The 24691-nt window shown below is 54.5% G+C and carries 29 protein-coding genes; 10 read left to right on the top strand and 19 right to left on the bottom strand.

Annotated elements, in window-relative coordinates; genetic code table 11:
• Window positions 1-6 precede the first annotated feature (6 nt).
• From GL2_RS13680 to GL2_RS13660, 6 genes are all read left to right on the top strand, one after another.
• The gene (locus GL2_RS13680) at window positions 7-246 is read left to right on the top strand and encodes a DUF1653 domain-containing protein (RefSeq protein WP_143731185.1); all 240 of its coding nucleotides are present in this window, start codon (window positions 7-9) and stop codon (window positions 244-246) included.
• Between the two features lie 209 nt (window positions 247-455).
• Window positions 456-1523 carry a trans-acting enoyl reductase family protein gene (locus GL2_RS13675; protein ID WP_197736458.1) on the top strand — a complete coding sequence of 356 codons (1068 nt, stop codon included), beginning with the start codon at window positions 456-458 and terminating at the stop codon, window positions 1521-1523.
• Window positions 1524-1763: 240 nt separating this feature from the next.
• Window positions 1764-2111: a hypothetical protein gene (locus GL2_RS13670; RefSeq protein ID WP_232053872.1), complete on the top strand. Its 348-nt coding sequence runs from the start codon at window positions 1764-1766 to the stop codon at window positions 2109-2111.
• A complete protein-coding gene (locus GL2_RS21940) occupies window positions 2027-2269 on the top strand; it encodes a phosphatase PAP2 family protein (RefSeq protein WP_232053844.1) in 243 nt (80 codons plus the stop codon). Before GL2_RS13670 ends, GL2_RS21940 begins: the two co-directional genes overlap by 85 nt.
• Entirely contained in the window at window positions 2266-3339 is a 1074-nt protein-coding gene (locus tag GL2_RS13665; protein ID WP_143731184.1) for an MJ1255/VC2487 family glycosyltransferase, read from the top strand. The genes GL2_RS21940 and GL2_RS13665 overlap by 4 nt, the downstream gene beginning before the upstream one ends.
• 176 nt (window positions 3340-3515) lie before the next feature.
• Window positions 3516-5318: an acyl-CoA dehydrogenase gene (locus GL2_RS13660; RefSeq protein WP_143731183.1), complete on the top strand. Its 1803-nt coding sequence runs from the start codon at window positions 3516-3518 to the stop codon at window positions 5316-5318.
• A 33-nt stretch (window positions 5319-5351) separates the two neighbouring features.
• Here GL2_RS13660 and GL2_RS13655 read toward each other — a convergent pair whose 3' ends face one another.
• The 13 genes from GL2_RS13655 to GL2_RS22155 form a co-directional block, all read right to left on the bottom strand.
• Window positions 5352-6704 (bottom strand): ATP-binding protein, encoded by a 1353-nt coding sequence (locus tag GL2_RS13655; protein ID WP_143731182.1) that lies wholly within the window; start codon window positions 6702-6704, stop codon window positions 5352-5354.
• Window positions 6680-7390, bottom strand: coding sequence for a response regulator transcription factor (locus GL2_RS13650; RefSeq protein WP_143731181.1), 711 nt, complete (start codon window positions 7388-7390; stop codon window positions 6680-6682). The genes GL2_RS13655 and GL2_RS13650 overlap by 25 nt, the downstream gene beginning before the upstream one ends.
• A gap of 48 nt (window positions 7391-7438) precedes the next feature.
• Window positions 7439-7789, bottom strand: a complete 351-nt coding sequence (locus GL2_RS13645) for a PepSY domain-containing protein (RefSeq protein ID WP_143731180.1) — start codon at window positions 7787-7789, stop codon at window positions 7439-7441.
• 32 nt (window positions 7790-7821) lie between these two features.
• Window positions 7822-8400, bottom strand: a complete 579-nt coding sequence (locus GL2_RS13640; protein ID WP_143731179.1) for a glycine zipper 2TM domain-containing protein — start codon at window positions 8398-8400, stop codon at window positions 7822-7824.
• A gap of 89 nt (window positions 8401-8489) precedes the next feature.
• A complete protein-coding gene (locus GL2_RS13635) occupies window positions 8490-9101 on the bottom strand; it encodes a DUF3106 domain-containing protein (RefSeq protein WP_172621148.1) in 612 nt (203 codons plus the stop codon).
• Between the two features lie 4 nt (window positions 9102-9105).
• Window positions 9106-9345: a hypothetical protein gene (locus GL2_RS13630; protein ID WP_143731177.1), complete on the bottom strand. Its 240-nt coding sequence runs from the start codon at window positions 9343-9345 to the stop codon at window positions 9106-9108.
• A complete protein-coding gene (locus GL2_RS13625) occupies window positions 9329-9694 on the bottom strand; it encodes a hypothetical protein (RefSeq protein ID WP_143731176.1) in 366 nt (121 codons plus the stop codon). The genes GL2_RS13630 and GL2_RS13625 overlap by 17 nt, the downstream gene beginning before the upstream one ends.
• Entirely contained in the window at window positions 9691-10215 is a 525-nt protein-coding gene (locus GL2_RS13620; RefSeq protein WP_143731175.1) for an RNA polymerase sigma factor, read from the bottom strand. The genes GL2_RS13625 and GL2_RS13620 overlap by 4 nt, the downstream gene beginning before the upstream one ends.
• 100 nt (window positions 10216-10315) lie before the next feature.
• Complete coding sequence (locus GL2_RS13615; RefSeq protein ID WP_143731174.1) at window positions 10316-10762, bottom strand: hypothetical protein; 447 nt, start codon at window positions 10760-10762, stop codon at window positions 10316-10318.
• Between the two features lie 164 nt (window positions 10763-10926).
• Window positions 10927-12291 (bottom strand): L-cystine transporter, encoded by a 1365-nt coding sequence (locus GL2_RS13610; protein WP_143731173.1) that lies wholly within the window; start codon window positions 12289-12291, stop codon window positions 10927-10929.
• Between the two features lie 121 nt (window positions 12292-12412).
• Window positions 12413-12814 carry a TlpA disulfide reductase family protein gene (locus GL2_RS13605; protein ID WP_172621147.1) on the bottom strand — a complete coding sequence of 134 codons (402 nt, stop codon included), beginning with the start codon at window positions 12812-12814 and terminating at the stop codon, window positions 12413-12415.
• Window positions 12789-13676, bottom strand: coding sequence for a YihY family inner membrane protein (locus GL2_RS22160; RefSeq protein ID WP_255505672.1), 888 nt, complete (start codon window positions 13674-13676; stop codon window positions 12789-12791). The genes GL2_RS13605 and GL2_RS22160 overlap by 26 nt, the downstream gene beginning before the upstream one ends.
• On the bottom strand, window positions 13673-14185 hold the full coding sequence (locus tag GL2_RS22155; RefSeq protein WP_255505671.1) for a YihY family inner membrane protein: 513 nt from the start codon (window positions 14183-14185) through the stop codon (window positions 13673-13675). The genes GL2_RS22160 and GL2_RS22155 overlap by 4 nt, the downstream gene beginning before the upstream one ends.
• 126 nt (window positions 14186-14311) lie before the next feature.
• On the opposite strand from GL2_RS22155, the gene arsC reads away from it, so the two are divergent.
• The 4 genes from arsC to sppA all read left to right on the top strand — a co-directional run bounded on the left by arsC (window position 14312) and on the right by sppA (window position 17578).
• A complete protein-coding gene (arsC, locus tag GL2_RS13595) occupies window positions 14312-14656 on the top strand; it encodes an arsenate reductase (glutaredoxin) (RefSeq protein ID WP_143731171.1) in 345 nt (114 codons plus the stop codon).
• Window positions 14656-15267, top strand: a complete 612-nt coding sequence (wrbA, locus tag GL2_RS13590) for an NAD(P)H:quinone oxidoreductase (RefSeq protein ID WP_143731170.1) — start codon at window positions 14656-14658, stop codon at window positions 15265-15267. Before arsC ends, wrbA begins: the two co-directional genes overlap by 1 nt.
• A 10-nt stretch (window positions 15268-15277) precedes the next feature.
• Complete coding sequence (locus tag GL2_RS13585; RefSeq protein WP_143731169.1) at window positions 15278-15625, top strand: DUF2069 domain-containing protein; 348 nt, start codon at window positions 15278-15280, stop codon at window positions 15623-15625.
• An 84-nt stretch (window positions 15626-15709) separates the two neighbouring features.
• Window positions 15710-17578, top strand: coding sequence for a signal peptide peptidase SppA (sppA, locus tag GL2_RS13580; RefSeq protein WP_143731168.1), 1869 nt, complete (start codon window positions 15710-15712; stop codon window positions 17576-17578).
• Between the two features lie 39 nt (window positions 17579-17617).
• On the opposite strand, the gene GL2_RS13575 is transcribed toward sppA, so the two are convergent.
• The 6 genes from GL2_RS13575 to GL2_RS13550 all read right to left on the bottom strand — a co-directional run bounded on the left by GL2_RS13575 (window position 17618) and on the right by GL2_RS13550 (window position 24680).
• Window positions 17618-17911 carry a DUF3175 domain-containing protein gene (locus GL2_RS13575; protein WP_143731167.1) on the bottom strand — a complete coding sequence of 98 codons (294 nt, stop codon included), beginning with the start codon at window positions 17909-17911 and terminating at the stop codon, window positions 17618-17620.
• A gap of 241 nt (window positions 17912-18152) precedes the next feature.
• Window positions 18153-19394, bottom strand: coding sequence for an MFS transporter (locus tag GL2_RS13570; protein ID WP_232053620.1), 1242 nt, complete (start codon window positions 19392-19394; stop codon window positions 18153-18155).
• 3 nt (window positions 19395-19397) lie between these two features.
• Entirely contained in the window at window positions 19398-21419 is a 2022-nt protein-coding gene (locus GL2_RS13565) for a DUF3488 and transglutaminase-like domain-containing protein (RefSeq protein WP_143731166.1), read from the bottom strand.
• Window positions 21419-22405 (bottom strand): DUF58 domain-containing protein, encoded by a 987-nt coding sequence (locus GL2_RS13560; protein WP_143731165.1) that lies wholly within the window; start codon window positions 22403-22405, stop codon window positions 21419-21421. Before GL2_RS13560 ends, GL2_RS13565 begins: the two co-directional genes overlap by 1 nt.
• 4 nt (window positions 22406-22409) lie before the next feature.
• Window positions 22410-23321, bottom strand: a complete 912-nt coding sequence (locus GL2_RS13555) for a MoxR family ATPase (RefSeq protein WP_143731164.1) — start codon at window positions 23319-23321, stop codon at window positions 22410-22412.
• A 177-nt stretch (window positions 23322-23498) separates the two neighbouring features.
• Entirely contained in the window at window positions 23499-24680 is a 1182-nt protein-coding gene (locus GL2_RS13550; RefSeq protein ID WP_143731163.1) for an O-succinylhomoserine sulfhydrylase, read from the bottom strand.
• Window positions 24681-24691 lie beyond the last annotated feature (11 nt).

The raw sequence follows: 24691 nt of genomic DNA, 5'->3' as shown, positions 1-24691 counted from the left end.
ACCCAAATGAGACGCGGCCTTTATCGCCACTACAAAGGAAATCTTTACGAAGTTCTGCATATTGCCACCCATAGTGAAACCGGTGAGCAGCTGGTCACTTACCGCGCCCTCTATGGCGACTTTGGTGTGTGGGCACGGCCACTGTCGATGTTCACAGAAACCGTGACAAAAGAAGGTAAAATTATCCCCCGCTTTGCTTTGGAAAAAGCATTTGAGCTAACTGGGGATCACAGCGTAGCCGCATGAACAGCGTCTAACCAAATAGATAATCACTCATCATCGATGAAGTTAAAATAGGCCTTCAGATCACATTAATTGCACCAGGGTTTCGCTCGATATAGCCTTGATCCACCTGGAACTTGACCATAATACCCTATTCAACAGTGAAAAATAACCACGCTGCGCAGCCAGTTAACGGGGAAACAGGCAGTCCCGTTACATATTAAGGACACTCGGTGAACAATAAAAACATCATGATCTACGGCGCAAATGGCTATACCGGTGAGCTCATTGCCCGCCAGGCCGTAGCGCAGGGCTTTCGCCCGATCCTTGCCGGACGAAACCCACTGAAGCTGCAGGCCCTCGCCAATGAGCTGAATCTCTCCGCAATGGCTATCGGCCTGGAGGACACGGAAACCCTTGAGCGCAGCCTGCAGGATGTTTACCTGGTGATTCACTGTGCAGGGCCCTTTTCCTCTACTGCCGAACCAATGATACGGGCATGTATAAGCTCGAAAACCCATTATCAGGATATTACCGGGGAAATTGCCGTCTATGAAGCTGCCCATAGCCTGGGGGCTGAGGCTGAGGCCGCCGGAGTTGTGTTGTGCCCTGGCACCGGGTTCGATGTAATCCCCACAGATTGCCTGGCTGCCGCACTGCATAAGAAGATGCCCTCCGCCACCCACTTGGCACTGGGGTTTGATTCCGATTCGGGCCTCAGCCCAGGTACAGCAAAAACCTCTATTGAGAGCCTCGGAGTCGGCGGCGCCATACGTCGCAACAGTAAAATTGAAGTTATTGGCCATGGGGAACTTACCCGTGAGATCGACTTCGGCCGCGGCAACAAATTTGCAGTTTCCATACCCTGGGGGGATGTGGCTACCGCCTTTTACTCCACCGGTATTCCAAATATTGAGGCTTACATTCCAATGAGCCCGAAACGTGCAAAAAAATTGAAGCGCCTGAATAGCATTCGCTGGCTATTGGGCAGTCGCTGGATGCAGGGCTGGCTGAAATCAAAAGTGGATAAATCAGTACGCGGCCCCGATAAAGAGCGCCGCGCAAAACAAAAGACCTGGGTCTGGGGCGAAGTGCGCAACGACCGCCGAGGCGAACGCAAGCTTGGTCGTGTCGTCACCGCCAATGGCTATGATGTCACTGTGTCGGGCTCTATAGCAGTGATGGATTTTCTCCTCTCTTACTCGGGCAAAGGCGGTTATTTCACACCATCAATGCTTTGTGGGCCAGAGCTTGTGGAAAGCTTACCGGGCTCCAGCAATATAGAAATCAAAATCGCATAATCAAAAATTTTTTCTCCCCATGGGCAACTTATGTTGCCCTCCCAGCCACCTGCCGCACTACCCTACTAGGTATTTTTTGTTTCAACTTCATTCTTTGCTAAAGAAACTCCCGCCAACTTAAGAACAAGCCCTTCACAAGTCGTTAAATGCATCTATTTTTAAGATTTCACTATTGCGACATCATTTGGTCAACTCCGTGCAATAATCAATTCATATGTTGGCTGCATGCGAGAATTATCTATGAATTTGAAAAGTGTCGACGTGTCCCTGGTCCTATATATGATGGAACGGGCGTCACAACCCAGTTCACGCAAGCGCTATCTATGGCTATCCAAATCCGGAGATGGATGGCTGTCCATCATCGTGCTTGGCAGTTATATTATTTACAACGCAGCCACACTTATGTTTTTCGCTGCCTGCTCTTCAGTGGCCATTGAACGCTCCCTTTATTGGGCCATCAAAAATACAACCCGCCGCAGACGCCCCCACAAACCATCCCCGGTATGCGCCCAGTTATTATTGCTCACGACAAGTTCAGCCTCCCCTCAGGCCATACCTCTGCTGCATTTCTGTTTATTACTTTTATGATTATTCAGGCGGGGCCCATATGGAGCCTTGGGTACATCTGGGCCACCGGAGTCGGAGCAGCAAGGATTGGGCTCGGCGTACATTTTCCATCAGATATCTGCGCTGGCGCCCTGCTTGGTATATGTGTTGCTATAACCACGAGCGCCGCCTTTTCATGAAGATACTTTACGGAGTACAGGCAACAGGAAATGGGCATATTGCCCGCTCACGCACATTGGCTAAGGCCCTGCAAAGATTTCCCGAACTGGAAATACAGTGGCTGTTCTCCGGCCGGCCAAAAGAAAAGCTGTTTGACATGGAGCTTTTTGGTGATTACTGGTGGCGCAGGGGGTTAACCTTCGTGCATAGAGAAGGGAAATTAAGAGGCCTCGAGACTATACAGAAACTGGGTTTTCTTCGATTCCGAAAAGAAGTTTCCGAATTGCCGATAGATGAGTTCGATCTGATTATCAGTGACTATGAACCCGTAACCGCCTGGGCAGCAAAAATACGAAAAAAACCCAGTGTGGGAATTGGACACCAATACGCATTTTTATACTCGATACCCATTCCCAAATTTAATTGGGTTGTGCATAGTATTTTACGCTTCTTCGCGCCGACACAAAAAAGCCTGGGATTGCACTGGCACCACTTTGGAAACCCCATACTTCCACCGATAGTGCCTCCACAAAAAGGGCCTGACAAGGATACACAAGACCATATTCTTGTATACCTTCCTTTTGAACATCCCGCACCGATGCTGGAAGAGCTCTCAAAAGTAGACGAGCAGTTTATTGTATACGGCGTGCCGGAAAACCTGCCCACTGCGGCAAACATTATTATAAAAGCTCCCTCCACCATTGGATTCCAACGGGACCTGGCCAACTCCAGAGCGGTCATTTGCAACAGCGGTTTCGAGCTGCTGGCAGAAACCCTGGCCCTGGGCAAGCCCATACTCAGTCGCCCTCTCGCATCCCAGTTTGAACAGGTAGCAAATGCCAAAGCGCTAAAACAATTAGGTCTGGCTAAAATTGTCCAACGTATTGATGCTAAGACTGTCGGAAAATGGTTAAATAATCTGCCGCAACCACTTTGTATCCAATGGCCCAATGTAGCAGAGACGATTGCCAACTGGATAGCCAGCGGATGCAAGCAACCACCCTCTGAACTGGCCGATGCCCTGTGGCGCAAAGTGGTGCCAAGACCCACCGACAACCGACCCCACATATACCAGGGCGCTCCTGAGTAACGCTACCGATATCCCACCCCAATATCGCCAAGTGCAATCACACAATAAGTCATTGCCCTGCTTCATTACTACGCGTTTACTTATGACCTGACTCTGCGGCAAGTAGGTATATAACCCAGCTAGTCTGCTTCCGCACCCAGGCAACGAAATTCCATAAAAATAATGACGAGGCAGGTATGGCTCATCCGCTGCTCAACGAGCGTGACACCGAATTTTTACTCTATGAATTTCTCGACACTGAATCACTGCTGCAAAGATCGCGCTACACAGAACATTCCCGCGAGACTTTCGATGCAACACTGAAAACCGCGCGCACCATCGCCGAAAAATATTTCGCCAATCACAATGCCAAAGGGGATGCCAACGAACCCAGTTTTGACGGCGAAAGAGTACACTTGATTGAGGAAACCAAACAGTCATGGGACGCCTTTGCCGAAGCAGGTTTCCTCGCAGCCCATTGTGATTTCGAGGAAGGTGGTATGCAACTTCCCGAAATCATAATGCGTACCTCTCTCGCTTATATCAGCGCGGCTAATATCGCCAGCGCCAGTTACCCATTCCTGACCATCGGCGCAGCCAACCTGGTTCGCTCTTTTGCCAGTGATGAACTCAAAGCACAATTTCTACCTCAGATGATGGATGGCCGCTTCGCCGGCACTATGGCCCTGACTGAGCCGGACCAGGGTTCCGCCCTCGCCGATATCCGCACCAACGCCGAACTCACTGAAGATGGCAGCTACCGTATTCACGGACAGAAGATGTTTATTTCCGGTGGTGACCAATCCCTGACTGAAAATATTGTGCACCTGGTGCTGGCGAAAATTAAGGGGGCCCCCGCCGGGGTCAAAGGTATTTCCCTATTCCTGGTACCCAAATTTCTCCTTGATGAAAAAGGCCAGGTGAGCGGGCGCAATGATGTGAAACTGGCCGGGCTGTTACACAAGATGGGCTACCGCAACACCACCTCAACTGTGTTGAGTTTTGGGGAAAGCGAGGGAGCTGTGGGCTATCTGATCGGCGAGCCACACCATGGGCTCAAATATATGTTCCAGATGATGAATGAAGCCCGTATCAGTGTCGGTGCCGGCGCCTCTGTTTTAGGCTATCAGGGATACGCCTACTCCCTGCAATATGCCAGAGAACGCCCGCAAGGCCGTATGCCCTCCAACCGTGATCCCAGCTCCAAGCAGATACCTATTATTCAACACGCCGATGTGCGGCGCATGTTGCTAATGCAGAAAGCCTATTCCGAGGGGGGAATGGGACTGAGCATCTTCGCCACCTCGCTGTATGAAGACCAGCATACGGCACCCACTGAAAAACAGCGCCAGACCGCAGCCACGTTGCTTGACCTGATCACTCCAGTGGTTAAATCCTGGCCCTCGAAGTACTGCTTGAAAGCCAATGAGCTGGCAATCCAGGTTCTCGGTGGTGCTGGTTATATTCGCGAATTTCCGCTGGAACAGCTGTACCGGGACAACCGCCTGAATGCCATACACGAAGGCACCGAGGGTATCCATGCACTGGACCTGCTGGCGCGCAAAGTGCCAGCCAAAAATCTCGCTGCCTATCAGCTGATGCAGGCAGAAATCCGCAATACGATAATGCAAGCACGCGATAAGGTGAGCCTGGAATCTATGGCAAACGCCCTGGAAGAGTCGTTGGAGAAACTCGACGAAACCGGTATGGCTCTGTTCGGCCAGTTACAGGAAAATGTGGATCGCGGTCTTAGCAATGCCACTTTATACCTGGACGTTTTTGGTTGCGTTCTCGTTGCCTGGATCTGGCTGCGCCAGGCCATCGTTGCAGAAAAGGCGCTGGAGAATAATCCCAGCAAAGAGGATGAGCGCTTCTATCGCGGCAAGATTCACACCGCACGCTTTTACTTTGAATGGGAGCTGCCAAACATTCAGCAGTCTATAACATTATTGAAAAGTGGCAACAGTATTCCGTTTGATATGCGGGCGGACTGGTTCTAGGAAAACAATTATACCTTGGGTTTATTTCGGAAATTACAGCACCACTGTAATTTCCGTTCCCCCTTGAGGTAATGGGGTTGCGCTAATGCGCCCCTGATAGCTTTCAACGATATCCATAACCACCGCAAGCCCAATACCCTGACCCGGCTGCTGCTGGTCAGCACGCACTCCACGCTGGGTAACCTCCTGCCACTTTTTGCTATCGAGTCCGGGGCCATTATCAACAACACTGATCGTTAGCTTTCGTCCACTCTCAGCGTTTTCAATATTTACAGTTACTTCTCCATTTCCGTATTTATAAGCGTTATCCAACAGGTTACCGAGTAGTTCCATAAGATCACCCTCATCCCCATAAAACAGGGCCTTCTCACTGCACTGGCTTCGCACCTGGCTGGGCTTACTGCGATAAACTTTTTCCAAGGCCTCAAGAATCTTATCCAGAAGCGGAGCCACCGGTAAACCGCGTAGAATTGACTTGGGTGAACTGGTAACTGCACGCTGTAACTGGTAACTGATAATGCTATCCATGCGCTGTACCTGATCTACCAGGGTCCTGCCTGCAGTCTTGGTATCCTGTTCCAGACTTAATCCCTTGAGCACAGCCAGAGGCGTTTTCAAACTGTGGGCCAGGTCGGCCAGGGTGTGGCGAGTCTTCTCACGCTGGCGACGCTCGTTTTCGATCAACAAATTCAAATTGTCGGTGAGAGGACGCAACTCCCGTGGAAAGTTACCCTCCAGTCGATCACTGCCTCCTTGCTGCATATCCCTCAGTGCATTTGCCAACGCATTCAGCGGTGCAAATCCCCAGCGCAAAACCAACCACTGCGCCAGGACAAGTAACAGCGCCCCCACCCCCAACCATTGCCACATGGTAGAGCGAAACTGCCCTACCTGGGCTCTAAGTGGTCCTGCATCCTCCAGAACAACGAAGGTAAAAGGGCTTTCATTTTCAAGCCCCCAGGCAACACCCTGGCGGAAACTGCTGTAATTCGTATCGCCGCCGGGCAGGGAAATCTGCATATAGGACTGCTGTCCCTGGGGCAGTGGATAGAATTGCAGATCTGGCATAGACAGGGCCGACTCAGAGCGCCAGATAATATCACCCTCTCCATCCAGCACCGCACCCACCAAGCCGGAATCCGGCTGGTTAAAGCGCTGCTCGGGTAACTCTGGCGGCAACACCAGGCTCCCGTCTTCAGGCTCGGCCAGAGCCAGCAGGGTGTAAATATACAATTGTAATTCCCGCTGCTTGGCCTCATCGAGGGAAGTGCGATAAGCGTGTTCAAGCACCCCGGAAATCAGCAGGACAAAGCCCACCAGCACCAGGCTAGTCACCAGCGCCAGGCGGCCTTTAAGGGAATTCAACCAGAATGAGAAAAAGCGCATTTAAAATGGCAATTACTGGGGGCGACAAAGCGGTAACCACGCCCGCGCAGGGTTTCAATCGGCTTCAGCTGGGCCGCCGTATCAAACTTCTTACGTAGACGGCCAATAAAGACCTCAATCACGTTGCTGTCGCGATCGCGGTCCTGTTCGTAAATATGCTCGGTGAGTGTGGTTTTGGAAACCACTTCATCCGGATGCAGCATCAGGTATTCGAGTACCTTGTACTCAAAAGAAGTCAATTCCAGTTCAGCCTCACTCACAGTAACTCGCTGGGAACTGGTATCCAACACTATAGGGCCGGCCTTGATTGTAGGGGAGGAGAAACCAGCAGATCGGCGCACCAGCGCATTGAGGCGAGCCAGCAGCTCCTCTGTGTGGAAAGGCTTTACCAGGTAGTCATCACCGCCAGCTTCAAGCCCGGCCACCCGTTCCTGCCAGTGACCGCGAGCGGTGAGAATCAGAATTGGGAAGTGTTTGTCTTCACCGCGCAGGGTGCGAATCACTTCGATGCCATCCATTTTTGGCAAGCCCAGATCCATCACGGCAATATCGTAGGGATATTCACGGCCCAGGTAGAGACCCTCTTCGCCATCCGGGGCTTCATCTACAGTATATCCGGCGCCACGTAGGGACTCTGCAAGTTGCTGTCGCAGTAAAGCTTCATCTTCGACCAGTAGTGCGCGCATTTTCCTTCCCTTTGTCTGTGGATCTATTTTTTCGGTGGTTGCGGTCGGCTAACGGGAAATGCGACCGCTTTTCTTGTCCACATAGACCACATAAACCTGACTCTTATCCGACAATCCCTTCACGCGATATACAGCCTGACCCTGCCTGCGGGTTTCGGAGATTGACAATATTTTGCCGCCGTAGCGCCGCTTGACCTTCGATGCGGCCTGCTTGCGAGAGATCTCTCCGTCCTGAGCCCGCAGGTATTCGTACCTGTAAGCCTCTTTCCCATAGGCTGGCAAGCCATGAAGCGAGGCGGCACAAAGCCCGGGTAACAATGCGAAAGCAAGGAGAAATGGCCCTATTAAAACGCGGCGTAGTTTCACGGTGCGGCTCCTGTGGATATCCAAATTTTCCACCTTTAACTCTTTCCAGCCGCGTTCTCGCCAGCTTAAGGTGCCGGCGAGACTGCGACTCTAACCCGGATTCTATCTCCCGGATGGTAATCTGTGCGAGTCAGATAAACCTGACCATTATACCGATAGCGCACATCGTATCCGACTAATTCCCTACGTGAGCTGAATTCGTCCACAATGTGGCAGCGGGATTCGGTGGTGTAGTAGGTCTGAGCGTTGGCACGACTAATCTGGTTGCCTACCAGGGCCCCCACGACCGCCCCAGCAACGGTAGCGCCACCACGGTGACCACCATGGTGGTATCGGCGATGATGTCCGCGCCCGCCAAGGCTGTTACCTACTGCAGCACCAATCAAGCCTCCAACCAGAGTGCCCGCAGGGGAGGCTGGCTCGCGGTACATCACCTGCTCTTCTCGGCATTGAGTTCGCGGCGTGCGAATCTCCACATCGGTATACACAGGGATGACCTCTGTAACCCGTGCAAAATCGTAATTGTCAGCGCCGTAGGAGTCCGCATAACCCGCAGGACCCGCAGGACCCGCCTTGGCAGTGGCGCTTACGCCTACCAGGGCGGCAATGGCCGCACCTGCGAATAGCTGCTTGAAGAGTTGCACAATCAACCTCCCGTTATTCATCAACGGGAAAGAGATTAATCAAAATGATCTGAATAGACGCTGAATTAAACAGAAACTGGTATTAGACGTCAGATCTCATCCAGCCTTTCCCACCTCTGGTGGCGATCATTCTCTCCTCGGCGCCCACTCCTGCTTTCCCGCTCGCGTCTAGCCCCACGCTCACGGCGATCCATCTGTTCTTGCCGGTTATTTCGCTCGCGCCGGTCACTCCGACTGACCCCCTCACCTGAGTCACTAAACTTTCGGCTGGCTTGACGCTGAGCCCGCCTGTCCTTATTCCACTGTTCTCGCAACTGACGGCGCTGCTCCGGGGACATCTGTCGGAATTTTTTGCGTGCCTCACGGATTTGCTGGCGCTTTTCCTCCGGCAAGTTCATATAGCGGCGATAGGAATCTCTAAGCCGGGTGCGGCGATCATCTGGCAGTGCTCGCCAGTTATTGAACTGTTCGCGGGCCTGGTAGCGCTGCTGATCGCTCATCTCGTTCCAGCGTTTGGCGCCTCGTAGTAATTGCCCCCTCTGGGTATCACTCATCCGGGGCCAGCGATCCTCGAACCCCTTCAGCAACTCCCGGTCACCCTCGCTGAGGTCCTGCCACTCCTGCGCCAGTGCGAGATTTCCGCAGAGGCATAGCAGTAGGCCGACCAGCTGGCCGAGGCAGATGAACCCCCCGTTACTCATCCCACTACTCCTCACGGGTTTCCCCATCCTCACTATATTCGCGCTGCCAGCGCACCCTACTTTGCGGTTTTGCCAGCCACAGGTCCGACTCCTCGGGTACGAGTACATCTCCCTGTTCATCCGCCCACTCCCCGAGGAACAGTAGAAAATCCTCCTCCAGGGGTTCCATCTCCTCGGCTCTCACCACCCCACACAACAACAGGGCGATACAGAAAACCCTTCTTCCCCTAGGAGGAATGCCCATCCAGCTCCTCCGCGAGCCACTGGTAAAACTCCATGTCCTCTATCATTTCAACATCCATTTCCTCATACAGCAGCCAGTCACTGGCAATAAACGGCTCTTCCCCCGGAGTATCCTCAGCTCCCGGCCAGAGCAGCAAAACCACCAGCGCAGCACAGGCAGCGCCGAGCCCCAACCATCGATAAGCAGACAGGGCAGAGGATCCCAGTTGTCCAAGGGCTGCCGTCCTGGCTCTCCCCAGCCGGGAGAGGGTTTCCCGATCAATTCCTTCCTCCCGTCGTTTGACAGCTGCTCGTGCCGCTTTCACCAGTTGCCGGTCCTGAGCCTTGGCCGATTGATCCAGCTGTTTCATTGGAATTCCTCCAGATGGCTGCGCAGACTGCACATGGCGCGGGATAAGTGCGTCTTAACACTGCCCTGACTGCAGGACATAACGCGAGCAGTTTCCGCCACATTAAAGCCCTCGACACACCGCAGCATAAAGGCCTGCTGCTGGCGCAGCGGTAATTGACTTACCGCACCATCGATAGCCAATAACAGGCGCTCGCCAACCAGAGCGCTATCCGGTGTGTGACCACGAGTATCAACCCACTCAGAGGGAAGCGTATCTTCCTTATCATCACTCGCAGGGAATTTCTCACGGATTAACTGCCAGCGGGATAATCTTCTATTGTGGCGATGCCAGTCTGTAATGCGGTTGTTAAGAATGGTAAAAAATAAAGGGCGCCACTCGGCTCGCTCGCGGCCACTGTAATTCTTCACCAGTGCCAACATGGCGTCCTGTACTATATCCAACGCATCATCACGGTTGCCCACGGCAAAGCTTGCCATGGTAAAAGCCCGCTTTTCCACTTGGGTGAGGAACTGATTCATAAATGCCGGCTGAAATCCTTGCGCACAGAAATACTTTTCACGGCCCCATTACGAAACCAGTCCCGCCACAATTTTTATAATTTTATTATTGCCAGGCCCATCAATCATTTTTATGGTTTTTTAACTTTGCCCGCCGGTCCATACGGCGATCAATTCGCTCCCCCCTATTGTCCAGGCGGTTGTTGACCTTTTCACCCTTGCTATCTAAACGCTCATTGATACGTTCGCCTTTTTGATCCAGACGAGAGTCAATGCGATCACCCTTGCGATCGAGCCGCTCAGCCAACTTATCATTACCGTTTGCTGTGGCCTGCTCCGCTCGCTGGTCCAGCCGGTCATTGATACGATCACCTTTATTATCAAGACGCTCTTCGATGCGGTTGCCCTTATTATCGAGCTTGGTCTCGATATGGTCACCCTTACTGTCCAGGCGATCCTCGATATGATCACCGTGATCGTGGGATTCGGCAACAGCACTTTGCGCGAGTAGAGAAATCGGTAGAGCCAGGCCAGCAGTTAACAGAGTCAGTCCCGTCAGTTTTTTCATAAATTGCCTCCAGTTCCGTAAACAAACCAAACAAAATTTACAAGCACTGACTAAAACGGTTATGCCGTAGATCGGTTGACAATCACCTCTGACTTTTCTGCCGGAACACTCATACATAAAGAGTATTTGCACCAGTAACAAGCAATACCCAACAATTTATTTGCTCAGCCCTCTACCACCTCCGCACCGGGGACCTCGTCACCCAACCAGCGTTGGGTCAGGGTTCCAGCTGTCATAGCGCCATTCACATTCAGTGCGGTGCGCGCCATATCAATTAATGGTTCCACAGAGATCAGCAGCGCAGCGATAGTGACTGGCAGCCCCATTGCCGGCAGCACGACCAGCGCGGCAAAAGTGGCCCCTCCACCTACACCGGCGATACCAAATGAACTGATGACCACCACCGCAATCAGGGTGCTAAGCCACAGCGGATCCCATACATCAATGCCCATAGGTACCGCCACCATAGTGGCGAGCATAGCCGGATAAATACCAGCACAACCATTCTGACCTATGGTCGCACCAAAGGATGCGGAGAAATTGGCAATAGCCGGCGAGTTACGCAGCTGATCCACCTGGGTTTCGACATTGAGCGGAATAGTTGCTGCACTTGAGCGGGAACTGAAAGCAAACACCAATACTGGCCAAACCTTGGCAAAGTAGTGCAGCGGGTTCACTCCATTGATGAAAAGCAGCAATGCATGCACAAGGAACATCAAACCAATCGCACAGAAGGAGGCCACCACAAACCCAAATAGGTTGGCAATATCAGCCCAACTGGATTTCGCGATCAACCCCGCAACCAATGCCATTACACCGTAGGGAGTAAAAGCCATCACCAGGCGTACAAGTTTCATTACCCACACCTGAGCAACATGGACAAAACGCTCGATAGCTGCGCCTTCTTCCGGAAACTCACGACGCACAGCCAGGGCGGCAAGCCCGAGCAAAACGGCGAAAATCACTACGGCAATCACTGAGGTGGAGCGGGCACCAGTCAGGTCCTGGAAAATATTACGCGGTATAAAAGAACTGATGATTTCTGGAATGGAAAGGTCACTCACCCGCCCGATGCGTTCATTAAGCACCTCAACTCGTGCTGCTTCGCGGGAACCCTCAACCAGCCCGGCTGCGGAAAGACCGAACAGCTCAGCTATCGCAACACCAATCAGCGCCGCTATCGCAGTGGTGCCAAGTAATACTCCCAATACGGAGACACTGATTCTGCCCAGCGCCTGGGTGTGGCTTACTTTTACTACCGCCACCAGGATAGAAGTAAGGACCAGGGGCATAACCAGCATGTAGAGCAGGTTTACATAACCATTGCCCAACATCTGAACCCAGGGCAATACTTCTCCCGGGGCAGCGCCCCAGCTTCGCGACAATTGCAGGAGAACTCCAAAAGCGACACCGAGTAGCAGGCCGGCAAAAACTGCGGGAGCCAGGGAGTTCCTGCCGCGGTGCCAACGATGCAGGCCATAGAGCAAGACGATAAAGAAAAACAGCAAAACAAAGGAGCTGATATGCATGGTCTGAAAATCCCACCCCGGGCAAACTGGAAAGTGGCGGCATGCTATCAGCGTTGCGCCAGCGCCCTATAGTTGCTTTAGTTATAGTTTTATAAAGTTATTTGCAGATTGTGCGACATAATCATTGCAGGGCCGCTTGGAAATCCTCTGCGGTTTGTGGCCCTACTAGGGTTTTTTTCCATCTGCCATCAGCACCGATAACCAGAGTCGTAGGCAGAACTTGAGGGCGGGGCTGCCCCCAGCGTCCCTCCGGCTCAATGAGTAGCAATGGAAACTCTATACCTAATTTTTGTGCCTGCTCGCTGACAACGGAATCTGGCAAGTTATCAAAATTAACCCCCACCACCACAAGGTTGTTGTGGGTTTGTGCAAGCTGGTTGAGTACCGGCACCTCCTCACGGCAGGGGGCACACCATTCCGCCCAGTAGTTAACCAAAACTATCTTGCCTTCGATAGCAATTGGCTCACCATTACTAACTTTTAGCCTGGTATCACTATCACAACCGCTTATTACGCTTGCCAAAAACAGAAAGGCTATTCCCAGGGTTCCCTTCACGTTTTGCCGACTCACTACTTGAAACATCGCTCTCTCCCTCGGGACTGGTGCTATCCCGCTCATTATTCTTCTCGCTATTTTCGGCAGGCGCAGCACTGTGTTTTGCTCTGGCCTCCTCATCCTTCTGCCGGGCTGCCCAAAACAGCGCACCGATAGTTATACCGAGCTGCTCCCTAGTCGTGTCCCGTGCACTGGCGAAACGGCGCTCTATCTCTGCATACCAACGGAATCCCTCCAGGTCGCGGGGAATACCACTGGGTATCCACTGAGGACTGAGCCAACCAGCCAATTCCATCAGTGAAACGGAGTTCAGATCACGCAACAGTACATAGTCGTTCCTGTCAGTTTGGGTAATGACTCGGTGCCCCTGCAACACATCGCGCAGGCGCCGCCACTGGCCAAACTTGATCCCCATCAGTGAAATGTCCCGTTCGCGCAGCGATTTTCCATGCCGACCGCCTTTATAAAGCTGCCACAGGACAATCAGGGTTGCCACTAAATCTGAATGCTGACGCCCCTGGGTCGCCGCTTGGTAGACCGACAAGGTACGCACCAGGACGCAGCCGGCCAGTACCAGCATCCAGGTCAGGTAAATCCACAGCAAAAATAGCGGGACAAAAGCAAAGGCACCATAAATAGCCTGTACCGAGCTTCGCGCGACGATCAATCCAAAGAGATACTTCATCACCTCAAAGGCGATAGAGGTAATCACTCCCCCCTCAATACCGTGACGCAGGGGTACATAGCAGTTGGGTACTGCGATAAACAGCAGGGTAAAAATGATACTGGTAAAAATAAACGGCAGTATCCTCAGTACTACCGCCATCATGCCAAAACCGTCCTCCCCCCCATGAACAATTTTTGCGAGAGAAGGTAAGTACTGGCGGCAAGACCGGCGCCCAGTAAAATCGGGCCCAGGCTGAGGATGGCCCAGTACAATAGGAAACTTGATACTCCGCTGCGCCCGCGAGATACATCCCAGATTGAGTTAAAGGTGCCTTCAATACTGCGTAGGGTAAGCCCTGCGGTAATAATCAGCATGGCAATACCCACACCGGTCAGGCGCTGAGCCTGGGCAGAAAAACTGTTGATGTACTCCTGCACCTCTTGACCACTTTGCGGTACAAAGTGAGAGAAAACCTGTTCCTGGAACTTGCTCTCCAAACCGGCGAAGTCAGGAAACAGCGACAACATTGCGTAGCTGACAGTCACCAGGGGCACTATGCCAAACAGCGTCATATAGGTGAGCGCAGCAGCACTCTTCTGGCAGTCTTTCTCACTAAATAGCGACCACAACGAAGTGGCAAAACGCCGCCATTGAATCACCGTGTCCTTCATCGTGGTTTCCGTTTTCATCTTGCAAAGTGCGGCTGCCAACAGAAGCGGGCAAACTCGCCCTACCACTTAGAATTCCGCAACGTTATTCGGTTAGAATACGCCAAACAGTAACAGGATGCCGACACAATGTGGACGATTTACCACAACCCCCGCTGCTCAAAATCCCGCCAGACCTTGCAATTGCTGCAGGAAAACGGCGTGGAACCGGAAGTGGTTCTCTACCTGGAAACACCGCCGTCCGCAGACAACCTCAAAGCGATTCTGGGTAAACTCGGCATCAACGCGCGCGACCTGCTACGCACCGGGGAAGAGCCCTATAAGCAGCTCAACCTGAAAGACCCCGCACTGAGTGAAACACAACTGATCGACGCCATGGCACAGAACCCGATTCTGATCCAGCGGCCAATTGTTGTAAAAGGTGACAAAGCCGCTATAGGTCGCCCACCGGAAAATGTACTGGAGCTGCTTTAATGGCCCCGGATTCCGAAGCCTATGTTCTGGTCCTCTACTACAGCCGCACCGGCGCTACCGCACGCATGGCCACAGAACTGGCACGTGGGGTTGAATCCAGCGGCATTACCGCACGTCTGCGCACTGTACCCAGCGTATCCCCCGATACCGAAGCCAGCCAGCCGCAAGTGCCCAGTGAGGGGGCCCCTTATTGCACCCTCGACGATCTGCGCAATTGCTCCGGACTGCTGATGGGCAGCCCGACCCGCTTTGGCAATATGGCTTCACCGCTACGCTATCTCCTCGACCAGACCAGTGACCTCTGGCTGGAAGGCAGCTTGACCGGTAAACCCGCCGGCCTGTTTACCGCAACAGGCAGTCTGCACGGTGGTCAGGAAACTACGCTGACCTCCATGATGCTGCCCCTTTTACACCACGGCATGCTGATCACCGGTATTCCCTACTCCGAAGCTGCATTGATGCGTACCCAAACTGGCGGAACCCCCTACGGTGCTTCCCATTGGGCCAAGGGACACGGAAATCAGCTGAGCGATGATGAAATTAACCTTTGCAGAGCACTGGGTACTAGAGTTGGCCAGCTGGCACAGACTTTGAAACCCGCGCCCAAATAGGGGAGAGCGCATGAACGATACGGTAAAGCGTAAACTGAATATTGCGCTGCGAATTAACTGGTTCTGTTATATCGGCCTGTTATTGCTGATTCTCGTAAGAAACCTGTTTTTGGAAGGCGGCTCCATCTCACTGTGGCTCGTACAAACTGTACCGCTGCTGTTAGTGTTGCCAGGATTGATCAAGCAGCGTTATCGCAGTTATCTATGGCTCTGCTTTATTCTGCTCTTGTACATTACCACCAGTATTGTCGGTGTAATGATGCCTACACGCGGTTGGCAGGATGGCGTTATGGTGCTCCTGAGCCTTATCCTATTCTTTTCTGCAATGATGAGCAGTCGCTGGCATCGCATGCAGTAACCCCGCAGCGGTTACGCCGCCAGTGGTTCCAGACACATTTGCCCGGGTTGTCCTTGTGCCCGGCGCGCTAAGGAGTTTTGAGGTTTGACTGATACACCCCAGAAAAAAGGAATTGCCCGTAGCGTTTTTGGTGCTATTGGCGGAAGCATCACCTGGTTAAGGCGAGTGTTCACCAACCTGGTGTTCCTGCTGATTTTGCTGTTTATTGGCATCGCCATATTCGGCAAGGATGACCAGCTGATAGTGCCCCAGGGCGCGGCCCTGCGCGTAGCGCCCAGCGGTTTCCTTGTCGATGAACTCTCCCAGCCAGCCACCCTGCCGATATTTCTTGGGGGAGGCCAAGGCCCTACAGAAGTGCGCGTAAAGGACTTGGTAGACGCTATCGACAACGCCGCCAAGGACAAGCGTATCTCGTCACTGGTACTCGAGCTGGACCATATGGTGGGTGGCAGTTTAAGCAAGCTGGATGAAATTGGTGCCGCTTTACAGCGTTTTAAAGCGGCCGACAAGCCTATCTATGCAGTGGGCGATAACTACACCCAATCCCAGTACTTCCTCGCCAGCCACGCCGACAAAGTCTACCTGAACCCCATGGGCTCAGTGATGCTCACCGGTTTTGGTGTCTACCGCAATTACTACAAAAGTGCGCTGGAAAAACTCAAGGTAAACTTCCATGTGTTCCGCGTGGGGGACTATAAGGACTTTATCGAACCCTACACCCGTGATGATATGTCTCCCGCCTCGCGCGAGAATAACCAGCGCTGGCTGAACGAGCTTTGGAGTGAGTACAGTGAGCAGGTAACTGGCCTGCGCAACCTGCCCGCAGAGAGCCTCGATCTATTTATAAACGAACTGCCAGAAAAGCTGCAACAGAATGATGGTAGCTGGGCCGACACAGCGCTCGCCAACAAACTGGTGGACCAACTGGCCAACCGCATCGAGGCTGTGAAGGAGCTGAAAAAAGACATCGGCGAAGATGAAAACAAGGAACGCGATTACAAATCCATCGATGCCCTCGCCTACCTGCGTAGCCGCAAACTCGCCGAAGCAGCCAAACCGATCAAGGAGTCCAGTAAGGTCGGCCTGATTACCGCTAGCGGCGCCATTGTCGATGGCCAGGCACCCGCCGGTCGCATCGGTAGTGAAAGCCTCGGCAAACTGATCGCCCAGGCTCGCGAGAAAGAAGTGGATGCCCTGGTTTTACGTATCGACAGTGGCGGTGGCTCCGCCTTCGCCTCTGAGGCCATTCGCCAGGAGCTTTTGGCCACCCGTGAAGCAAAAATCCCCGTAGTAATATCCATGGGCAGCTTAGCCGCTTCCGGTGGTTACTGGATTGCTACCGGCGGCGACCGTATCTGGGCCTCTCCAGCCACACTTACCGGTTCCATCGGTGTATTCGGCGCTTTCCCAACATTCGAGAACTCCCTCGAACACATCGGCGTATATACCGATGGTGTGGGCACCTCCGACCTGTCTGGCAGTATGCGCCTGGACCGCGCGCTGCAACCCGCGGCAGCGAGTATCCTGCAACAGGGGGTCGACAATACCTACGCGCGCTTCCTGCGTATTGTTGCCGAAGCTCGCGGCAGCACCCCCAAAGAGGTGCACAAAATAGCCCAGGGACAAGTTTGGACCGGTCGCGCAGCGAAGAAACTGGGGTTGGTAGATGACCTCGGCAACCTCAGCGATGCCATCGCCGACGCCGCGCAGCTTGCTGAAATCGAAGAATACGACGTAGTAGAGATTCAGCGTGAGCTGAGCCCCGGCGAAAAGTTCCTGCGCGCATTGAGCGACAATGTAGACGCGCAAATTGCCGCGAGCCTCGAGGCCAACCTGCCCTTAGGCGCCTGGTTAAATAGCGTACAGCCGGTGCTGGCGCCAATCGCCGAACTGCAGAGCTACCGCGACCCGCGTGCCCTCTATGTGCGCTGCCTGCCCTGCCAGGCGCCTTAAAACCTTTCACGGCGTTATGCCAATCTCACCGCCGCCGGCTCAATGCCGGCGCGGACGCCCGTAAAGACTGCGTAATTCATCCTTGGCCTCTTCCAATATTCGCCGCCTCCTGGCCGACAGCCCCTGTCCCGCCCGATTGATAAAGAAGGTCAGCATAGACATCGCCGAACGGTAGGGATCCGTTTTGCGTCGTGTGCTGGACTCGGCAGCAGTTTTCAGGATTCGGGCAATAGCCCTGGGATCATTGAGACTGAACAGGCCTTCAGGCAGGTCCAACGCGTGGCTGTCACGCGCCACCCGCTCAGACCAATTAGCGATCTTGGCAGGGGCCAAACTTCACCTCCAGCCACTTGTAGGCTTTTAAAAAGGTATTTTTCAGCAGCCCGCTCACCGAGCAGAGACGTTCGGGTCGCAAATCGAACATATAAGTGCCTGATTTGCCGTGGAGGTTTTGCGGACATATGCCGCAAAACCGGATTGAAAAAGGCCACGTGAGACCTTTCTCAACAGTCTGCACAGAGCCTCGGTTGCTGACCAGGCTAACTATATGGTGCCCGGCTGGTGACCCCCAAGTTCACACCTCACTATCGCCGACCCTGACCCGGCGCAAAGCGCCACTCAATGCCACCAGCACAAAAGCAACAAAGCTCAAAACCCCAGCCCACAAAAGGGTGGTGAACGGTGCCGCATATTCACTTAGGATTCCCGCAGCCAGGGCACCCAGGGCCGCTGAACCAAAAAGTGCAAACTGGTAGATTGAGATAATGCGGCTGCGGTAATCCGCCGGTGCCAACAATTGCACAATACTGCGCCCAAGACCTGCCGAGGCTGCCGCCACCGCACCCCAGCACAGACACAGCAGAATTAATCCCAGCTGTGTCGGCCCCAGGCTAATGGCAATCAATAGCGCTGCACTGTAGAGCAGGCACATGAGGATACCCCGCCCCGGCTCCGGTCCCTGGCCGCGGCGTAACATGGTCACAGTGGCAATCACTGTTCCCGCCACAAAGGCCAGCTGCAGGGTCGCGTAATAGCCGGCACCGCGACCGTAACCCTCAGCCAATAATGGTAATACCACCAAAAATACGCCGATATGCACAAAGCCATTAAAAGACATCAGTGCAGTCAACTCGCGCAGCACCGGTTGGCGCCAGGCCTGGGAAAGGCCATCGAGAATCAAGGTATGAGGCTGTTTTTCTACTTCCGGCAAGCGGACTCCACCGTCGCGCAGGGATAATAGAGAGAGCGCGGCCAGCAGCAGCACCCCCACCTGAACTCCGAGTAAACTCTGCAATCCCCATTGATCGAAGCGGCTCGCCAATAGCATACCCACAGCCTGCCCGCCATATTGCGCCAGCATCATCCAGGTAACGGTTTTCTGCACACGGCTCTCTGAAGCTCTGCCCCGCTCACTGCGTGCACTACGCTGAACCAGATTATCCCGAGAAGGTTGCAGGAAAGCACTGCAAATACCCAGGCAGATGCCGTAGGTCATCAGCACTGGCAGAGTAAGCACATGCAGGGAGTAATACAGCAGCAGGGCACCATGGCAAAGGGCGAGCCCCAAACATGCCAGGGTGGCGACCAGCGCCGGGTCGCGCCGATCCGCCAGAGCACCGCCAAACAGCAGAAATACCAGGTTGGGAAGCAACACCGATGCCTGTACCCAGCCCAATTGCAATGCGGGCAGGTCCACCACGGTAAGCGCGATCCACGGCAGCAGAATCACCTGCAACCCGGTGGCCAGCGAAGTGCCGCTGTACCCCAGCAGGAATTTTTGTAGCCGGGCTGGCATTTTGCGCGAGAGACTAGCCAAGGATCAGCTCTCCACCGCTTCGCGCTTATGCAACCGGGCCGGCACCAGGCTATAGCGCCAGCTCAGGAGTTGGCGCAGCTCAACCAACGCAGCGCTGTCACCGTCATAGGCCGCCAGCCCAAAGGAATCGGTAACTTGCTGTGCCAGAGTCGCCAAGCGCGGCTTTTCCTCTGCGATGCGCCGGGCAAAATCCTGCGGTGCCTCGCCGGATCGGCGTTCAACTCCCGCCAGTGCCATGCGCCGGCAAAATTTCCGGTAAAGGCGCTCCGCCTCCGGTAACCTGCGCTCGCAGCCGCTGTACCAGATCCACAGCAACACCCCCAGAAGCACTGCTGCGGTAGGTGCAGCGAATAATAACGCCATGCGCAATGGAGAGACATCACCCAACAGGCGCTGCAGGGTATCGCGCTGTTTCTCGCTATCAAAGCTCACCACTGTCTGGTACCAGCGGTAGTTGATCATGTCCCACTGCAGGCGCAGTTTGACCAGAGCATCAATACGATGCAGGGGCAGCAGAGAGTCTTGCATAAACTCATCCCCCGCAGCGCTCTCCAGGCCATCGCGCACCCGCTCGGGGGAAACTGCCGCTGTCGGGTCCACCCGCTGCCAGCCGCGTCCATCCAGCCAGATTTCCGCCCAGGCGTGAGCATCGTACTCACGTACCAGCAGGTATTCCTCACCACTCACCCACTCACCACCCTGGTAGCCCGCCACAACCCGCGCCGGTACACCTGCCGCGCGCATGGCAAAAACATAACTGCCTGCAAAATGCTCACAGAAGCCCTGCCTACTCTCAAACAGGAACTCATCCACACTTTCGATACCCAGGGCCGGGGGACTCAATGTGTAAGTAAACTCGCGGTTATAGCGGGCCAGCAATTGCGCGGAAATATCTTCCACACTCAACCCCCTGCGTCGCAAGCTCTCCATCCACTCACGTGTGCGCTCATTGCCATCCGCAGGCAATTGTAAATTGCGGCGGCGCTCGGCGCTGCCGAGAGGGCCCGGGGTACCCTGAGCATCTCTTGGCCAGGATCGCACCTCATAGGCAAAGCGACTGTACACCGGGCTGCGCTTGACCAGCCGATCATCCAGGGTCTCCCCCACTCCGGCACTGCCAGATGCTGGATGCGCTAAAGCGAACAACCAGGGAGTTCGGCTGGCCTCCTGGATCACCCGGTAGCGATAGCGTGGGCCTATTTCAGGCAGCGGCCGCTCGCCGCTTTGCCAAAATACCCGCCCACCATTACGCGGATCGACGCCGAAGCCCTGGCGCCAAGTGCGCCCATCAAATTCGGAATACACCAGTCCGCGCCAATAGCGCTGCTCCGGTGGAGGTATGGGCCCGTCGAATGAGATACGCAGTGCCGGCCTGCCGGACTTTGACAAACGAGTAAAATCTCCCGGCGCCATGGAATCACTCACTCCGGTGCGCCCGGCAGAGGTGTCTTGGGGCACAGACCAGAGCGGCCCCAGCCGCGGCATCACTACAAATAACAACAACATCAATGGCGTAGCCTGGGCCAAAAGGCGCACAGAGAGGCTCAGAGCCCTCCGCGGGCGCGCACTGAAGCTGCCCAGCTGCGCCGCCAGAGCTGCAGTTATCAACACAATACTAAGCAGACCATAAAGGGCGTAAGGAATAGTCTGCTCACGCACGAACAAAGTGGCTGCGACAAAATAGGCCAGCAACAAACTGACAAAGGCGTCGCGGCGGCTCACCAACTCCAGGTTTTTAAGGGTGAATGACAACGCCAGTAGTGCCACCATCGGCTCCAGGGCAAACCAGCGTCGGTAAGACATCGCCAGCCCGGCCATTGTCATTAAAATCACCAGCAGCTTCAGGGTGCGTCCAGGCAGATCGCGGCGACCGCGGAAAACCTCCAAGCGCCAATAGACCGCAAAGGCCCAGGCAAAAGGAATCCACGGCGGCAGCTGTGTAAATTGGGGTAACAGAGCGACAAACTGCGCGGCAAAAATCCACAGCAGGCTCTCGCGAGGCAACAAATCCCGAGTGTTCGCCATCAGTTGCTCCACTTCGGGAACAGCGCCAGTGCCTGCAGCACCTGTTGCCGATGACCCGGTCCCTGGGCAGGCTCGATTGAAACACCGGGCAGGCGCAGGCCGTAATCAATATTTTGCTTCTCAGCCTGCAAGGCCCAGTGACACAAGTTGCTCAAGCGCGTCTCCACATCACGCCCATCGAGGATCTCCCAATCGAGCCACAAGCGCATATCAGTACGGCTCTCATAATCCTTACTGTAGAGATCGCGCCCGGCGGCATACTGTTTCCAGGCTAGGTGGCGCAGGGAGTCACCTGGCTGATAAAGTTTAAGAGCACTGAAATCATCACCCCCGCGCCGCACCTCGCCAAACTCACCTTCAGCCTGAGTAGCCCCAAGCGGCAGTGGGCCGGGGGAAACCGGTCGTGGATATACCAGGAATTCCACATCAAGGTCGATGCTGCTCCAACAGCGAAACAGGCCTAGGGGGAAGCGACTTTCAATCCGTAGGCGCGGGGCCTGTATACGTCCACGCTCTACAACCGGCATAGCGATGTGAATATCCTTGCTGGCCTGCCCACACAAATCCACATAAGTGCCCTCTTCCGGGGGCCAGCTCAGCTGTATCCACTCTCGCTCACGCTTGCCCGCGCGACAAACATTGATTTGCGCCTCGGCATAGTCACCGGCAAAAGCCGGACTGGTCCCCAGCAGCCGCAGCCGCAGGCCGGTCAGGTTGGCGAAAGTATGCACAGGTAATACCACGAACACACTGACCAGCAGGAATGTCAGGGCAAATACCAGATTGTTTTCGTAGTTGGTCGCAAGTAACCACAAAAGAGTAATTACCAATAGGAAACCAAGCCCTGCGCGTGTAGGCAGGATAAACAGACGGCTGTGATTGAGAGTGATGGCACGGGAACGCGGCGCTCGGCGACTGATCCAGCGCCGCATGGCGCTGCGGAAGGGGTCTGTCAGAAAGCGCATCGGATTGGATGAAACACTCATTACTTCAAGCCGCGATAATATCCACCTGGCGCACCAGGCGTTCCACCAGTTGATCGCCACTACCGCCTTCGCTCTGCAGTCGATGCCCTGCTACAGAGGACAACACAGCCTGAATATCCTCCGGCAATACATGGCCGCGATTGTGAATCAGGGCCCAGGCCTTGGCTGCTCGCAACAGCGCCAGGGCACCCCTGGGTGACAACCCCACTGTGCAATCGGGGCTCTGGCGAGTGTGCAGCACCAACCGCTCGAGATAATCCAACAGACTATCAGAGGTTTTTACTTGCCCGACCAGGCTTTGCATTTTCTTCAAGGTAGAGATATCGATACGGGGTTTTAACTTGGCCAATTTCTGGCGCGGATCTGTCCCCATATACAGGGCACGTTCCGCTTCGCGGGTTGGGTAGCCGAGACTAATACGCATCAGGAAGCGGTCCAACTGGGATTCCGGCAGCGCAAAAGTGCCCGATTGCTGCAGTGGGTTCTGAGTGGCGATAACAAAAAATGGCTGCGGCAATATACGGGTTTCACCATCGATACTGACCTGGCCTTCCTCCATCGCTTCCAGTAGAGCGCTCTGGGTTTTTGGCGACGAGCGGTTAATTTCATCTGCCAGCAACACCTGACTGAAAACCGGGCCCTCATGAAAATGGAACTGGCTCGATTCACGGTCAAATATCGATACGCCAAGAATATCCGCCGGCAGCATATCGCTGGTGAACTGCACCCGCTTATATGAGAGCCCCAACACCTGAGCCAGGGCGTGCGCCAGGGTAGTCTTACCCATGCCGGGTAAATCTTCGATTAATAGATGACCTTTAGATAAAAGACAGGCCAGGGCCAACTTGACTTGGCGCTCTTTACCCAAAAGAACACTGCCAATATCGGAAACAATGGCGGAAACTATTTTTTGCACGGCAAATCCATTACTGCTCAGTTTTTTTCAGGCCGGTTATACGGCCCTGTTGTGGACACACTACCGGTTACTGGCCGGCACCCAAATGCCGGCCAGTAACCGGGTGATCTGTCGCCCCGCTATTAATCATAGGTAGAGGGCTCCCGCCTCAGGTGCACCAGGGGCAAATCCAGGCGTTTACAGTTGGTCCAGTCCTCGCATCAGGTCGCGCTTGAGATCTTCTGCATTCTCGAGCCCCACAGAGATGCGAATCAGATTCTCAGTGATACCTGCGCGGGCCTTGTCCTCATCGCTAAGGCGACCGTGAGTTGTAGTAGCCGGATGCACGATGGTGCTTTTGGCATCGCCGAGATTAGCGGTACAGGAGAGGATTTTACAGTTGTCGATTACCTTCCAGGCCTCCTCGCGTCCACCGCGCACGGTAAAACTCAGTACGGCACCAAAGGCATCCTGTTGCTCCCGGGCCAGGCGGTGTTGGGGATGTTTTGGCAGCCCGGTGTAATTGACCTTCTCCACCATTTCCTGCTCATCCAGCCACCAGGCCAAGTCTAGGGCGTTAGTGCAGTGAGCCTGCATACGCAACTTCAGCGTCTCCAAACCCTTGAGAAATACCCAGGCGTTGAACGGGCTCATACTGGGGCCCGCGGTGCGCAGAAACACTACCAGCTCATCCATGACTTCTTTACGGCCTACAGCGACACCGCCGAGGGCGCGCCCCTGGCCGTCGAGGAATTTGGTCGCGGAGTGCACAACGATATCGGCGCCGAGGGCCAGAGGGCGTTGCAGGGCCGGGGTACAGAAGCAGTTGTCCACCACCAGCATGGCGCCGGCGCTATGCGCCACTTCCGCCAGGGCATGGATATCCGCCACTTCACAAAGGGGGTTCGAGGGTGTCTCCATAAATAGCAGCTTGGTAGAGCCATCCACCGCCTGCCTCCAGGCATCCATATCGGTGAGATCGACGTGGCTGACACGCACACCGAACTTTTCCATGTAGCGCCCAAACAGCGCTGTAGTAGTACCGAACACACTGCGGGAACAGATCACCCGATCGCCACTTTTCAACAGGGCCATACAGATACTTAGAATGGCAGCCATGCCACTGGAGGTCGCCACTGCAGCCTCACCGCCCTCCAGGGCAGCAATACGCTCTTCAAACATGCGCACAGTGGGATTGGTATAGCGGGAATAGACGTTGCCGGAGCTCTCGCCGGAAAAGCGCGCGGCGGCCTCCGCAGCAGAGGGGAAAACATAGCTGGAGGTGAGGTAGAGGGCCTCTGAGTGTTCACCTTCCGGCGAGCGGACCTGCCCAGCACGCACGGCCAGGGTTTCCAGAGCGTAACCGTCGTCTTCAAACATATACCGCTTCC

Origin of the sequence: Microbulbifer sp. GL-2 (genome assembly GCF_007183175.1) — a bacterium.
Taxonomy (GTDB): Bacteria; Pseudomonadota; Gammaproteobacteria; order Pseudomonadales; family Cellvibrionaceae; genus Microbulbifer.
Note: the sequence above shows the minus strand (reverse complement) of the source record. Positions and strands in the feature narration are given on the sequence as shown.

Excerpts from the sequence above, each read along its gene's own strand:
- GL2_RS13680 (WP_143731185.1), top strand. The coding sequence starts at position 7 with ATGAGACGCGGCCTTTATCGCCACTACAAAGGAAATCTTTACGAAGTT.
- GL2_RS13670 (WP_232053872.1), top strand. The coding sequence starts at position 1,764 with ATGAATTTGAAAAGTGTCGACGTGTCCCTGGTCCTATATATGATGGAA.
- GL2_RS21940 (WP_232053844.1), top strand. The coding sequence starts at position 2,027 with ATGCGCCCAGTTATTATTGCTCACGACAAGTTCAGCCTCCCCTCAGGC.
- GL2_RS13665 (WP_143731184.1), top strand. The coding sequence starts at position 2,266 with ATGAAGATACTTTACGGAGTACAGGCAACAGGAAATGGGCATATTGCC.
- GL2_RS13660 (WP_143731183.1), top strand. The coding sequence starts at position 3,516 with ATGGCTCATCCGCTGCTCAACGAGCGTGACACCGAATTTTTACTCTAT.
- GL2_RS13655 (WP_143731182.1), bottom strand. The coding sequence starts at position 6,704 with ATGCGCTTTTTCTCATTCTGGTTGAATTCCCTTAAAGGCCGCCTGGCG.
- GL2_RS13650 (WP_143731181.1), bottom strand. The coding sequence starts at position 7,390 with ATGCGCGCACTACTGGTCGAAGATGAAGCTTTACTGCGACAGCAACTT.
- GL2_RS13635 (WP_172621148.1), bottom strand. The coding sequence starts at position 9,101 with ATGAGTAACGGGGGGTTCATCTGCCTCGGCCAGCTGGTCGGCCTACTG.
- GL2_RS13630 (WP_143731177.1), bottom strand. The coding sequence starts at position 9,345 with ATGGGCATTCCTCCTAGGGGAAGAAGGGTTTTCTGTATCGCCCTGTTG.
- GL2_RS13625 (WP_143731176.1), bottom strand. The coding sequence starts at position 9,694 with ATGAAACAGCTGGATCAATCGGCCAAGGCTCAGGACCGGCAACTGGTG.
- GL2_RS13620 (WP_143731175.1), bottom strand. The coding sequence starts at position 10,215 with ATGAATCAGTTCCTCACCCAAGTGGAAAAGCGGGCTTTTACCATGGCA.
- GL2_RS13615 (WP_143731174.1), bottom strand. The coding sequence starts at position 10,762 with ATGAAAAAACTGACGGGACTGACTCTGTTAACTGCTGGCCTGGCTCTA.
- GL2_RS13610 (WP_143731173.1), bottom strand. The coding sequence starts at position 12,291 with ATGCATATCAGCTCCTTTGTTTTGCTGTTTTTCTTTATCGTCTTGCTC.
- GL2_RS22160 (WP_255505672.1), bottom strand. The coding sequence starts at position 13,676 with ATGATGGCGGTAGTACTGAGGATACTGCCGTTTATTTTTACCAGTATC.
- GL2_RS22155 (WP_255505671.1), bottom strand. The coding sequence starts at position 14,185 with ATGAAGGACACGGTGATTCAATGGCGGCGTTTTGCCACTTCGTTGTGG.
- arsC (WP_143731171.1), top strand. The coding sequence starts at position 14,312 with ATGTGGACGATTTACCACAACCCCCGCTGCTCAAAATCCCGCCAGACC.
- wrbA (WP_143731170.1), top strand. The coding sequence starts at position 14,656 with ATGGCCCCGGATTCCGAAGCCTATGTTCTGGTCCTCTACTACAGCCGC.
- GL2_RS13585 (WP_143731169.1), top strand. The coding sequence starts at position 15,278 with ATGAACGATACGGTAAAGCGTAAACTGAATATTGCGCTGCGAATTAAC.
- GL2_RS13565 (WP_143731166.1), bottom strand. The coding sequence starts at position 21,419 with ATGGCGAACACTCGGGATTTGTTGCCTCGCGAGAGCCTGCTGTGGATT.
- GL2_RS13560 (WP_143731165.1), bottom strand. The coding sequence starts at position 22,405 with ATGAGTGTTTCATCCAATCCGATGCGCTTTCTGACAGACCCCTTCCGC.
- GL2_RS13550 (WP_143731163.1), bottom strand. The coding sequence starts at position 24,680 with ATGTTTGAAGACGACGGTTACGCTCTGGAAACCCTGGCCGTGCGTGCT.